The organism is Bacillus cereus group sp. BfR-BA-01453, assembly GCF_022662915.1.
Taxonomy (GTDB): domain Bacteria; phylum Bacillota; class Bacilli; order Bacillales; family Bacillaceae_G; genus Bacillus_A; species Bacillus_A paranthracis.
The window spans coordinates 26,692-39,744 of record NZ_JAKUEN010000011.1 but is presented as its reverse complement, the minus strand read 5'-3'; the positions used below and the strand labels follow the sequence as shown (position 1 = coordinate 39,744).

The window sequence follows — 13,053 nt, the reverse complement described above, 5'->3', positions numbered from 1 at the left end:
CTATACTTTTAATCTCAAGTGAAGGGTAGATTTTTAAGTGTAATTAAAAATGTGCTTAATAGGAGTGAATTTTAAATGAGTATAAACAATCAAAACAATGAGAGAATGGAACAGACTTTAATTAAAAGACGTTCCATCCGCAACTATGATTCTAGTTACGTTATTTCTAAAAATGAAATAAATGAAATTATAAAAATAGCTTCTTATGCACCCTCAGCATGGAATCTTCAGCACTGGAGATTTTTGGTAATAACCACAAAAGAAAGTAAAGAAAGGCTCTATCCTATTGCTAATTACCAAAAACAAGTTTTAAATGCTTCTGTTCAAGTTATTATTTTAGGGGATCTACATGCGTATGATAATTATGCCAAAGTATTTTCACCATTAATGAAGTCGGGATTTTTAAGTGAAGATATTTATAAAAAAATTGAAGGCGATATTCATTCTTTTTATAAAGACAACTTTGAAGCTATGAGAGATGATGCAATTCGAAATGCTTCTTTGTGCGCAATGCAATTGATGATAGCAGCAGAATTAAAAGGTTTAAATACGTGTCCCATGACAGGATTTAATTCTGAAAAGCTTGTTCAGGAATTTTCAATTCCAAATCAATATATTCCCGTAATGATTATTAGTGTAGGTAAAGCTATTAATCCGGCAAGAAGGACAATACGCCTTCCAATTAAGGAATTGATTACATATGAAACATTTGAAAATAAATAAACTTAGTGATAGATTCTCACAATATAAGTATATGTAAGGTATAATAAAATGAAAGCAAATATCTCTTTTTTATGAAAAGCTATAATAAGAAAGACGAAGTAGGAACCGAGATTCTATTGAATCAGGAAAAATACTTCGTTTTTAACTATATTTTGTTTTTTAAATGTAATTATTACTAGTTTGTATTATTTTATAATTTTTATAAAAGCTATACTTTAATTGCACAAGGTTAAGCTGTATTCTAATAGTTGGTAGTTTAAACAAATGTTGGGAAAATCTTAGGAAGCAGTAGTACATTTTAGAAGTAGCGAAATTAATTTACTCAAACCAAGTTTTATAAAGAATCAATTTACCTATTTTTCCATACATATAATAGTTTTTTGTTTGTATGCTTAATAAGTAACAATTTTACAATTTATTTTTTATAGAAAGAGAAGTGAAAATATGTCCCGTCTAAAAGGAATAATATTGATTATTGTTGGTTCTATCTTATGGGGGTTATCAGGCCCGATGATGGAGTGGGTTTTTGGTGTAACTAACATGTCTGTCCCTTTTTTATTAACGATTCGTTTAATAGTAGCTGGAGTATTATTATTATCTTTTTCATTACTCGCAAAAAAAGATATTTTTGCTGTTTGGAAATCATTCCCGTCAGCAATGCAGCTGATTTTATTTAGTATAATTGGTGTACTAGGATTACAATATGCTTTTTTAGGAGCAATTGATGCGAGTAATTCTGTTGTTGCGACACTTTTCCAATTTTCAGCACCAATTATTGTTGTATCATATATTTCATTAAAAATGAAAGAATTACCGCCGCGAAATCAAGTTATTGGGATTATTGGAACATTAATTGGTTTATTTTTATTATTAACCAACGGCACTTTGGATAGTTTATTAGTTAGTACAAAAGCAATTATTTTTGGGATTGGACTTGGGTTTACTTATGCATTCTATACATTGTATCCTGCTCGTCTTATGAAGGAATGGGGGATTTTAATAATACTAGGTTGGGGAATGTTTATAGGAGGATCTGTTATTGGAGTAGCTATTCAAATATGGAATTCGAATGAATGGGTATTCTTTGCTCGTGTGGACATAACTTTAATGACAATTGCACTCATTATTTTCGGTACAATTGCATACGCATTCTTTTTAGCTAGCTTAAGTTATATTAGTGCTGTGGAAACAAGTATATTATCAAGTGTAGAGCCTTTAACAGTAATGATCGTATCGGTTATTTGGTTTGGGAAAACATTAGAAAATGTCCAATTGATTGGTGTTGTTTTAATGCTTCTTTTTGTTACATTGCTTTCTTTAAGTGGTAAAAAAAGTGAAAAGATGGTCATGAATTAAACGCATTTTATCTAATAAGGATGCGTTTTTATTTTGTACTCATGTATTTTTAAAGGGGATTTAATATGTATGGTATGTAAAACACAGGAAATTATATACTCCTATGTTTTACATACCATATGTTCATTAATTCGGACTCTTGAAAAATTAATTTATTAGCCACATTCAATAACTCGTCAAAAACACTTTCCCTTTCGTTTTCTCAGCAGACTGCACAACATCAACTGCCGCTTTCACATCCGCTAAATCATATGTAGAATGTACCGTCATAAAACGTAATTGCTTATTTTCTACTAAGCGAATTAAGTGACGAAACGTTTCTTGCCATTTATATGGTGATACCTCTTTATTCCAATGTCGTAAATGAAATATGTTCGCGTGTACTTTTGCTTTCGTGACAATCTCTGCCCAGTTTACTTGTACACCTGATAGAAGACCGATCGTTAAAAAGTGCCCGTTTGGACGTAAGGAGAAAGCTAATGCATTTCCATCTGGTCCCCCGATAGAGTCAATCGCAGCATCTGCACCAATTCCGTTTGTTAATTCCATAACGGTTTCATAAAGCGGGGCAGTGGAAGTATCTATTACATGGTGGGCACCAAGCTCAAGTAATTCCTCTGTATGTTTACTATTTCTTGTCACGGCAATGAGTCGGAAATTTAAAATTCGTGATAACTGTGCAAAAAGATGCCCAATAGCGGATCCACAAGCATTTACTAATAAAACATCATGACTCTGTAAGTTTAGCGTTTCTGTACAAGTGACCCATGCCGTAAGAGGATTAATATACATTTGTGCCGCTGTGAAATCATCGATGGAATCGGGAATAGGAACTACAAAATCAGCTGATGTTTTCACATATTCTTGCCAAGTACCTTCTCCGCGTAACGGTAAAACACGTTTACCGATAAGTTCTCTAGAAACAAAAGCCCCTACATCTTCTACAATGCCAACACCTTCATAACCAGGTATGTTAGGTAACGGAATTCTATGTGCATACGCTCCGGTTATTGGAATTAAGTCAGATGGATTAATCGGTCTAACTAGCATTCGGACTAAAACTTCATTCTCTTTTAACGGTTCTATATTTTTATATTCCACTTGTAATACATCTTTTGGATTGCCGAACTTGTGAAATTGAATGTGTTTTCCGTGCAAAGTAATGTTCCCCCTTAGTTTGATTGGGTTTATTATAGCATTTTTGGTTGGAGTGATTATTTCGTTATCAAAAAATAAAAGGGAACAGAAATTCGTCGTTTATCTATTTGATAAAATCGATGTCCTCTGAATACATAGTAATATAAGAAAAAGACGCCCTTGTGTGAGCATCTTTTTCTAACTTGAGATAGATGTATCAGTATTGTTCTACAAGGTTACATAGTTCTCGTATAAAGTTTTCTCACACAAATGATCTGTGTATCAATTTGTTTTTGATATACAGATCATTTGTATGATAATTATTATAGATAATTGCTGAATGATAACCTTACATGAATGCTTTTAAAAGTTCTTGAACTAATGGAATTACTCCACCTACAAATTTTAAAACTGCCATTGCGATTTCCATATGAGTGCCTCCTTTTTTAATGGTAAGATGCAATAAATCTTTATACGCTTATTATAGTAAGCGCTTACAATTATATCAACGCATTTCGATATGCAATATTTCATATTTATATTCTGTAATGGGGATGGGAAAAAGCCCCACTAATTAAAGTTTCACTTTATCAAAATGTAAGCTGCATCTTGTATAATATAATGGTGGAGGTCGAATATGAAAAAAATGAATTCAAATATAGACGTGGATACAAATGTATTGGAAGCGGTATTTATTCCAAGAAGGTTTATTGTTTTATGGATTACACTCGTATATATAGCTTCAATGCTTTTAGAATTTCGTAATAATATTCTCTCAATGGATAGTTTTTTCTTCACAATAATTATTGTTATTCATACTATCTTTCATTGGTATGCAAGTTCATTAAAGAATAGACAATTGTTGTATTTCTTTTTTGTACAACTCTTCATTGTGTTTCTTGCTGCATTTATTGTACCAAATGGTTCAATAGCTATTTTTGTTGGATTAACGCCTATTTTAATTGCCCAAAGTTTATATGTTTATAACAATATATTTAAAGTAATGGCAGTTTTTACTCTTATGTATGCCATATTTTGTATTGCGATTAGTATGAATTATGGTGTGAATAAAGTAGCTATTCTTATCTCTATGTTCCTTTTAGTACTAGCAATTATTATTCCTTTTTCTTATATTAATAAGCAGCAATATGATGCACGTAATCGTATACAGAGCTACATTCAAGAGTTAGAGTCTGCATATATGAGAGTAGAAGAATTGACATTAGCTAATGAAAGGCAGCGAATGGCAAGGGATTTACATGATACGTTAGCGCAAGGTGTAGCGAGCTTAATTATGCAATTGGAAGCAATAGACGCTCATATGCAAAAAGGGAATACAAGGCGATCTCAAGAGATTATGAAACAAACTATGATAAGAGCGAGACAAACTTTACATGACGCAAGGCTGGTTATTGATGATTTGCGTCATACTACTAATTCATTTAATAAAGCTGTAGAGGAAGAAGTTCAACGTTTTTCTGAGGCTACGTCTATACATGTGAGGTTTACTATTCAAAGCCCCCCGCATATTTCAAGTTTAGTAAAGGAACATTGTTTATATGTAATTAGTGAATGTTTAACGAATATCGCAAAACATTCACAGGCAACAGATGTACATTTGAAAGTTGAATATAGCGGTAGCCTTGAAAGACTTACTATTGAAGTTGAAGATAATGGAATTGGTTTTGACACTGGATATATCGGTAAGAATCCTGGACATTACGGCTTAATTGGCTTAAATGAGCGAGTTCGATTGATTAATGGAGAAATACATATACTGAGTGAAAAGGTGAAGGGTACGAAAGTGTGTATTCAAGTACCTATCAATAATGAAGGAGATAGCGATGAAGTATAACGTATTAATTGTGGATGATCATTTCGTTGTAAGAGAAGGTCTGAAATTAATAATAGAAACGAGTGATTCATTTCAAATTATAGGTGAGGCTGAAAATGGAGAAGAAGCCCTTTCTTTCATAGAAAAAAAGAAACCTGATGTTATTTTAATGGATTTAAATATGCCTAAAATGAGTGGTTTAGAAACAATTGAAGCTTTAAATAAAAAACAAAATCATACGCCGATTATTATATTAACTACTTATAACGAAGATGAATTAATGTTAAAGGGAATTGAGTTAGGAGCAAAAGGATATTTGCTAAAAGATACGGATCGTGAGAATTTGTTTCGAACATTGGAAGCGGCTATTCGAGGTGAGATTTTATTACAACCTAATATTATGGAAAAGATAGTGAATTATAAAAGGAAAGAAGTATATGCTGATAAGGTTGAAGAAAATAACTTAACAGAAAAAGAATTGTTTGTGTTGAAAGCTATTGCGCGTGGAAATAAGAATAAAGAAATTGCATTCGATATGGGAATAGCTGAGCGAACAGTAAAAGCGTATTTAACAAATATATATAATAAATTAGGTGTTAATTCAAGGTCAGAAGCAGTAGCTGTATCTATTGAAAGGAAGTTAATTCATTTTTAAAATATTATATATGCCCAATCGTACATTATAGGCTTGCCCTTTTGTACGATTTTTTTATTATTTTCTCATGTTATGCTTTAGAAAGTATGAGAGATTTAAGAACGCTCTAATTGCATTACACAGACGTTTTTAATGTGGGAAAGGAAGAATGGGGGAGTTAGTATAGATGTTTCTACCTATTACTACATTTGATAGGTTTATTTGGCTGGGGAATGTTGCTTCGTCTTCAGAAAAGATTAACAGGAATCTGGCGTTTTCGAGGGCTGAAGAAAGTAATGTTAATTTGTGTAAAAAGAAATGTATAGGTTCAATTAATAATATGCATCAAAAAATAACGATAGCTTCTGTGGAATATGGTCATAATTTTGTGTTGGGTCGTGCAGAACCTCATTCAACAATTGTCATAACAAGTGGTGATATGTATGTTGGAAGCGGACGGGTTAATAAGTATGGGGAATTTAAAGTATGTACGAATGATTATCTAGAAAGAAATTTAGTAATAGAGATTCAGTTGATAATGGATGGTTTTTATCAAGAGAGTATAACGATAAAGATAGAACGTTAAGATAGGATTATTTCTTTTTTTCCACTATATAAAAAGGAAGCAAACGTAGTTGCTTCCTACATTAATTAAGCCGAAGCCTTCTTCATTCTCTCAAGTAAACTAGATAACACATGCGTACGATACGATTCTAGTTTTTTACCTTCATAAGTACGGATACCTAATTTTTTAAGTTCTTTTACATACCAACCTTTGCTTCCGAAATACATGTGATCGCTCCCCTTCAACTTTGTTTTTATTTGTTCTGATTGCATATGGAGGTACAGGTAATATAATGAAGGAAATGAATTTCGCGCGAAAATGGTTAACTTTGTTGCAAAAGACATATATACTAAAGATAGTATACAACGAGGTGGACAAGACGTGATTATAGAGAAGCACGAAATTCAAATTGACCAAATTACGAGCGGTAAAGTGAATATCTTTACTTTCTATCGAAATAGAAAGCAAATTGATGATCAGTTTTTACGATTGCAAGAACCATCGCTTACAGCAAACTACTTCTTCCATTTTCATTTTGATGCAGAGAGCTTGCATCTACTGCAGGAAGAGTTTCCAGGCGTATATCCGTACGACGGTAGTGAAACGATTCACGACTGGACGGAAAAGATGAAAGCGGAATTGCAACATCAGATCCAAACAGGAAAATGGAATAAGCGCGTACGTATCGGTAATCGCATTCTAGATGTGGTGTTTACGTGGTGTGACGAAGATATAGTAGAGTGAAAAAGAAGCGGATGACGCTTCTTTTTTTAGCGCTGGAATAAAACGAGCTTACCTGCAGAAGATGTGCAGCGATGTGTTTTTTCATACAATCCTTTTTCTCTTAAAATAGATTCACCTTTTGCTTTCGCTTCTTTTTCAGTTGCCGCCTCGAATGATTCGTCTAATGCTTTAGAACCATCTTTTTCAAAGACTGTTAGAACGTATACTCCCATGAAAATTCCCTCCAATAATAGAAATCAGAATCTTATAACTATTTTGGCATAAATCACTAGAATATGCAAAGAAATATATGACATTGCGTGTTACAATAAGGTGAAACTTTTGAAACATAGAAAGGATCGTTATTTGTGAAACAAGTGAAGTTTATACATGCGGCTGATTTGCATTTGGATAGTCCGTTTAAAGGAATGGAGATGAATGTACCGCAGTCTGTTTGGGAGAGAATGAAGCAGAGTACGTTTGAATCGTTCGAACGTATTATTGATAAAGCGATTCAAGAGCGCGTTGATTTCGTATTGCTAGCCGGGGATTTGTATGATGCGGAGACGAGAAGTTTGAGGGCGCAAGTGTTTGTGCGCGAGCAAATGAAGAGACTGTCGCAGTATGATATCCCTGTTTTTATTATTCACGGTAACCACGATCATTTAGGGGGAAGCTGGGCAGCAATTGAGCTTCCGGAAAATGTTCATGTGTTTACAGAGCCTTACGTAGAAGAGAAATCATTTTATAAAAATGGTGAGTTATTAGCTTCTATTTACGGATTTAGTTATTTGCAGCAAGCGGTAACGGATAATATGACAGCGCAATATACGAAAATGAGTGATGCGCCTTTTCATATTGGCATGCTTCACGGAAGTGTGGAAGGAGATGCAGAGCATAATCGCTATGCACCGTTTCAAATTCGTGAGCTGAAAGAAAAGCAGTTTGATTATTGGGCTCTTGGCCATATACATAAACGTGAAATTTTATCAGAGGAGCCGTGCATTATTTATCCAGGTAATATACAAGGACGTCATCGTAAGGAAACGGGTGAGAAGGGTGCATACTTGATTGAACTTACGAAACAAGGATCGCACTGTTCATTTTTCCATACGGCGGATGTTGTGTGGGATGAGATAGAAGTGAATATTGATAGACTTGAAACTGTTGATGAACTGATGACGAGCGTATCGAGTGCGATGAATGAATGCCGAAGAGAAGAGGAAGGGACGCTATTTACTGTCGTATTTACAGGACAAGGGCCACTTTCTCCTTATTTACGTGATGAAAAGCGCGTAGAAGAGATTTTTCATATTTTAGCATCTGGCGAAGAGCGAAAAGATTTCGTGTATGCGATGAAGTGGAAAAATGAGACGGTCTCTTTTGCGGAAATCGAACGTTTGAAAGAAGAAAATCATTTCGTCGGTAGTGTGCTAAAGGAGTTAGAAGCTTTCACAAATATGGACGGCGTATTGCGCAGTATTTGGACATCTCCTGTAGCGCGTAATAGTATTGAATCTTTTACAGAAGAAGAGAAGAAAGAGATTCAAAAGGAAGCAGAAAATATTATTTTAGAACAATTATTCCAGCAAGAGAGGGATAAGAAATGAGAATTGAAAAACTCCATATTTATGGGTACGGAAAATTAGAAAATGTGGAAATGGATCTTTCAATGCTGACGGTGTTATACGGTGAAAATGAAGCGGGAAAATCGACAATTCGCTCGTTTATGAAAAGTATTTTATTCGGTTTTCCGACGAGAGGACAGCGCCGTTATGAGCCGAAAGAAGGCGGCAAGTATGGCGGAGCAATTACTGTACAAACAGAGAAATACGGCCGTTTGAAAATTGAACGATTGCCAAAGACGGCAGCGGGTGAAGTAACCGTTTATTTTGAAGACGGGAAAACGGGCGGCGAAGAAATTTTACACGATATATTAACCGGGATGAATGAGAGCTTATTTGAATCTGTCTTTTCATTTGATATGCACGGTCTTCAAAACATTCATCAGCTTGGTGAAGCGGACATCGGCAATTATTTATTTTCAGCAAGCGCAGTTGGAAGTGATGCGTTATTACAGCTCGATAAAAAGCTAGAAAAAGAAATGGATCAGCGCTTTAAGCCGAGCGGGCGTAAACCGGAAATTAACGTGTCACTGCAAGAGATGAAGAAGCTGGAAGAGAAGATGAAAGAGTGGCAAGAGAAAATTGGCACGTATGAAAAACAAGTTGAGCAGCTAAAAGAAAGTGAAGAGAAACTAGCTTCTGTTCGCGTGGAAAAAGAGAGCGCAGAAAAACGAAAGCAAGATTATGAAATATTAGCAGCGCTAGAGCCTCTCGTTATTGAAAAGCGTGCGCACGAGAAAGTGTTAGAAAACGAGAACGTGCAATTTCCTGTAAACGGAATGGCGCGTTATGAAGCGATTAAGGCGAAGATGGAGCCGCTTCAATTACAAGTTGATTCGCTGCATAAAAAAATAGAGAATGTGCAGTCAGAAATAGAATCGATTCAAATAGATGAAGAGTTTTTACAAAAAGAAAGTTATGTAGAAGAACTTCGTATGCAGCATATGTCTTACGAAAATGCACACCAAGAAATGCGTGATTTGACAGGAACGATTACGAATATAAAAGAAGAACTGGCAGAACTAGAGCAACAAATTGGTGCTACTTTTGAAAAAGAAACAGTTCTGTCGTTTGATATGAGTTTGGCAACGAAAGAGTTAATTACGCAAACAGTGCAAAAGGCGCGCGAATTAGAAACGCAAAAAGCACAGCTTGATGATCGTTTTAAAGTAGCGCAGGAGCAATTAGAAGAACAAGAAGAAAATATAAGACAAATTAAGCAACAAATGTTAGCGGATGAAGAGCGAAATACGTTAGCTGAGAAAGAGAAGTCGTTCCAAGATGCAGCGTTTATCGGTATGGGTGCAGAGAGAATGAAGCGCAAGTACGAGGAAAAAGCAGGAGCAGCGATGCAAAAGAAAAAGCAGTGGCAAAGAGTTTGTCTTCTGTTACTCCTTATTAACACAGGGATTTTATTCACAAGCTTATTTATAGACAATCGCCCGCTTTTATTTATTAGTGTCATCGTTTTTGTAGGGATTGTTCTTGCCCTCGTTTTATATAAAGATCCGTCAAGTGGATTACAAGAAGAGCTTCTTACTCTTCAGCAAAGTGCCGGCGGAAGACAAAGTGAAGAAGCGATGTCTGTACGCTACGAGTTAGAAAAAGATGCAGAGATACGGAAGCTATTTGAGCGTGAGTCATATAAATTACAACAAATGGAGCGAGCGTATGATAAAGTTGTTTCATCGTATGAGGAATGGGAAAGAGAAACGTTCCGCACGAGCGAACAAGTAAATGTGTATAAAAAGCGCTATACGTTCCCTGAGTTTTATAAGTATGCGCACATATTATCGGCGTTTGAGCGTATGGAAAAGATGCAGCAATTATATCGTGATTTAGAGAAGAAAAGTGAGCGCAAATCTTCATTATTTGAAATGATTTCGCAATTTGAACATAAACTAGAAAATGTTATTGGTAGTGCGGAGTATAGTAAGCTGCACGAGGCACAAAGCCGTATGCAAAATGAGAAAGAGAAGCGCCAAACTTGTAAGCAGTTAAAAGAAAAACTGGCGGAATGGCAAGAAGAATATGCGTTCATGCAAGAACAATTAAAGCAATTAGTAGTAGAACGAGATAGTTTATGGCATATCGCAGAAGCTACAAATGAAGAGATGTTTTTAGAGGCAGGTAAACTAGCGGAAAAACGTGAAGATGCTGAGAAGCAAGTAGGGCGTTTATTACCGCAAATTGATCTGTTAGAACAGCGTTTAACGAGTTTATCATTAGCTGAACATTATGAGGCTGACGGTTATGATGAAAAATTAAAGCAAGAAATGACAGTCATGCAAAACTGTCTTACAAAGGAAAAAGAACTGACAGAGCGCATTGCGAAACATCGTATGGAAATTGCGAATTTAGAAGAAGGTAGTACATACGGTGATTTACTGCACGAATGGGAAATGAAAAAAGCGCAAGTGCGTGAACAAGTGAAGAAGTGGGCTGCGTATGCGGCCGCAAAGACAGTGTTAACGAAAACGAAGCAATATTATCATGAAGTACATCTTCCTCGTATTTTACAAAAATCAGAAGAGTATTTTGTGTATTTAACGGGCGGACGATATAGTAAAATCTTTTCACCGTCAGAGGCGGAGCCATTTATTGTGGAGCGTAATGACGGTATTCGTTTTTACAGTCACGAACTAAGCCAAGCGACAGCGGAGCAGTTATATTTATCGCTGAGATTTGCATTAGCGAAAACATTTGAGCATGATTATCCATTTATTATTGATGATAGCTTCGTGCACTTTGACGCGGTAAGGACGAATCGCACAATTGAACTCATAAAGGAAATCGCAAAAGATAGACAAGTCATCTTCTTTACATGCCATGCGCATTTATTAACGTATTTTACAGAAAAACAGATTATAAAATTAACGCATAAGCGTAAAGAAAATGAGTTGTAGTGTGCTATACTAAAAGTAACTGATTTGGTGGAGGAATTCGAATGAAAAAGAAAATTGCAGAGTATGAAGTTGGTGAACAAGTCGATATTTTCTTGTTAATTAAAACAGCGACAAAAGGTATCGCGAGCAATGGAAAGCCATTTTTAACAGTAATCTTACAAGATCCAAGTGGAGATATTGAAGCGAAATTGTGGGACGTATCACCAGAAGTTGAGAAACAATATGTAGCGGAAACAATCGTGAAAGTGGCTGGAGATATTTTAAACTACAAAGGCCGTATTCAATTACGTGTGAAACAAATTCGTGTTGCAAATGAAAATGAAGTAACAGATATCTCAGACTTCGTAGAAAAAGCACCAGTGAAAAAAGAAGATATGGTTGAGAAAATTACGCAATACATATTTGAAATGAGAAACCCGAACATTCAACGTCTAACGAGACATTTATTGAATAAGCATCAAAATGAATTTTTAGACTATCCGGCAGCGACGAAGAACCATCACGAATTCGTATCTGGATTAGCGTATCACGTCGTATCGATGCTTGATTTAGCGAAAGCTATCTCAAATCTATACCCATCATTAGATAAAGACTTACTTTATGCAGGCGTTATTTTACACGACCTTGGTAAAGTAATCGAATTATCTGGCCCAATTTCTACAACATACACGTTAGAAGGAAATTTACTAGGCCACATTTCTATTATGGTGAACGAGATTGGTAAAGCAGCAGATGAGCTGAACATCGATGCAGAAGAAGTATTAATTCTTCAACACATCGTCCTTTCTCACCACGGAAAAGCAGAATGGGGTAGTCCAAAACCACCATTAGTGAAAGAAGCAGAAATTCTGCATTACATCGATAACTTAGATGCAAAAATGAACATGATGGACCGCGCATTAGGACGCACAAAACCAGGCGAATACACAGAGCGTGTCTTTGCACTTGATAATCGTTCGTTCTATAAGCCGTCGTTCCATAATTAATAGTGCGAATTGAATGGCCTCATTAAGTGTTAAAAGCTTAGTGGGGCTGTTTTCTTTATTAAAAATGAAATAGTTAAAAAGAATCTTTGAAGGTATTTTTAAAGTTGGATATGCGACAGCTCATGCTAAAACGGTCCCTTGGAAAGCTCCTGATTCAGAGCCTTTCAACCCACTGGACGAACACTTTAAAATCCCTTTAGATAAAGTATTTGATTAATTAAGGAGTGAATTGAAATGGGAAGATACCCAACGATTACAATAATAAAAGAATTAGATAATAGCGAATATACGATTTATAGTTTTGGTCCTACTATTGAGATTTGCGAGCAATACCCAGAAATGTATGAAAGATGGCGTTTTAAAATTTTGAAAGATAAAATAAGCTTTGAAGAAGGCTATGTTTTACTTGATGATTTGCCTAAGGAAGATTTTCAATTATTTTACAAGTGCGCCTTTAAGATATATAAGCAAATTGATGAACATGGTGGAATGGAGAATATTAAAAATATTGATTTACCAAATCAAATTTCATTTATTATTTAAAAGATATAATGGGGTAACCTA

The 13,053-nt window shown here is 35.2% G+C and carries 13 protein-coding genes and 1 pseudogene; 10 read left to right on the top strand and 4 right to left on the bottom strand.

Going from position 1 to position 13,053, the window contains the following annotated elements:
• Window positions 1-75: 75 nt before the first annotated feature.
• Window positions 76-723, top strand: a complete 648-nt coding sequence (locus MR070_RS19555; protein WP_000026468.1) for a nitroreductase family protein — start codon at window positions 76-78, stop codon at window positions 721-723.
• A gap of 444 nt (window positions 724-1,167) precedes the next feature.
• A complete protein-coding gene (locus MR070_RS19550) occupies window positions 1,168-2,079 on the top strand; it encodes a DMT family transporter (RefSeq protein ID WP_000088666.1) in 912 nt (303 codons plus the stop codon).
• A 165-nt stretch (window positions 2,080-2,244) separates the two neighbouring features.
• Here MR070_RS19550 and MR070_RS19545 read toward each other — a convergent pair whose 3' ends face one another.
• Both MR070_RS19545 and MR070_RS27145 read right to left on the bottom strand, forming a co-directional pair.
• Window positions 2,245-3,237 (bottom strand): zinc-dependent alcohol dehydrogenase family protein, encoded by a 993-nt coding sequence (locus MR070_RS19545; RefSeq protein WP_242261850.1) that lies wholly within the window; start codon window positions 3,235-3,237, stop codon window positions 2,245-2,247.
• 328 nt (window positions 3,238-3,565) lie between these two features.
• Window positions 3,566-3,750, bottom strand: a pseudogene (locus tag MR070_RS27145) (hypothetical protein).
• 103 nt (window positions 3,751-3,853) lie between these two features.
• Here MR070_RS27145 and MR070_RS19540 point away from each other — a divergent pair.
• The 3 genes from MR070_RS19540 to MR070_RS19530 all read left to right on the top strand — a co-directional run bounded on the left by MR070_RS19540 (window position 3,854) and on the right by MR070_RS19530 (window position 6,270).
• Window positions 3,854-5,071, top strand: coding sequence for a sensor histidine kinase (locus MR070_RS19540; protein ID WP_000738694.1), 1,218 nt, complete (start codon window positions 3,854-3,856; stop codon window positions 5,069-5,071).
• A complete protein-coding gene (locus MR070_RS19535) occupies window positions 5,061-5,705 on the top strand; it encodes a response regulator (protein ID WP_000876841.1) in 645 nt (214 codons plus the stop codon). The genes MR070_RS19540 and MR070_RS19535 overlap by 11 nt, the downstream gene beginning before the upstream one ends.
• 166 nt (window positions 5,706-5,871) lie before the next feature.
• Window positions 5,872-6,270, top strand: a complete 399-nt coding sequence (locus tag MR070_RS19530) for a hypothetical protein (RefSeq protein ID WP_000479667.1) — start codon at window positions 5,872-5,874, stop codon at window positions 6,268-6,270.
• Window positions 6,271-6,335: 65 nt separating this feature from the next.
• Here the strand turns inward: MR070_RS19530 and MR070_RS19525 are convergent, their stop codons facing one another.
• Entirely contained in the window at window positions 6,336-6,476 is a 141-nt protein-coding gene (locus tag MR070_RS19525) for a YflJ family protein (protein WP_000273536.1), read from the bottom strand.
• 154 nt (window positions 6,477-6,630) lie between these two features.
• Here MR070_RS19525 and MR070_RS19520 point away from each other — a divergent pair, with 154 nt between their 5' ends.
• Window positions 6,631-6,993, top strand: a complete 363-nt coding sequence (locus MR070_RS19520; RefSeq protein ID WP_000582788.1) for a hypothetical protein — start codon at window positions 6,631-6,633, stop codon at window positions 6,991-6,993.
• Between the two features lie 26 nt (window positions 6,994-7,019).
• Here MR070_RS19520 and MR070_RS19515 read toward each other — a convergent pair whose 3' ends face one another.
• Window positions 7,020-7,205 carry a YhzD family protein gene (locus tag MR070_RS19515; RefSeq protein WP_000539553.1) on the bottom strand — a complete coding sequence of 62 codons (186 nt, stop codon included), beginning with the start codon at window positions 7,203-7,205 and terminating at the stop codon, window positions 7,020-7,022.
• Between the two features lie 135 nt (window positions 7,206-7,340).
• Between MR070_RS19515 and MR070_RS19510 the strand changes: the two genes are divergently transcribed.
• From MR070_RS19510 to MR070_RS19495, 4 genes are all read left to right on the top strand, one after another.
• On the top strand, window positions 7,341-8,582 hold the full coding sequence (locus tag MR070_RS19510) for a metallophosphoesterase family protein (RefSeq protein ID WP_242261849.1): 1,242 nt from the start codon (window positions 7,341-7,343) through the stop codon (window positions 8,580-8,582).
• Window positions 8,579-11,503 (top strand): ATP-binding protein, encoded by a 2,925-nt coding sequence (locus MR070_RS19505; protein ID WP_242261848.1) that lies wholly within the window; start codon window positions 8,579-8,581, stop codon window positions 11,501-11,503. Before MR070_RS19510 ends, MR070_RS19505 begins: the two co-directional genes overlap by 4 nt.
• 41 nt (window positions 11,504-11,544) lie before the next feature.
• Window positions 11,545-12,489, top strand: coding sequence for a 3'-5' exoribonuclease YhaM (yhaM, locus tag MR070_RS19500; protein ID WP_242261847.1), 945 nt, complete (start codon window positions 11,545-11,547; stop codon window positions 12,487-12,489).
• 234 nt (window positions 12,490-12,723) lie between these two features.
• Window positions 12,724-13,032: a hypothetical protein gene (locus MR070_RS19495; protein ID WP_000534161.1), complete on the top strand. Its 309-nt coding sequence runs from the start codon at window positions 12,724-12,726 to the stop codon at window positions 13,030-13,032.
• Window positions 13,033-13,053 lie beyond the last annotated feature (21 nt).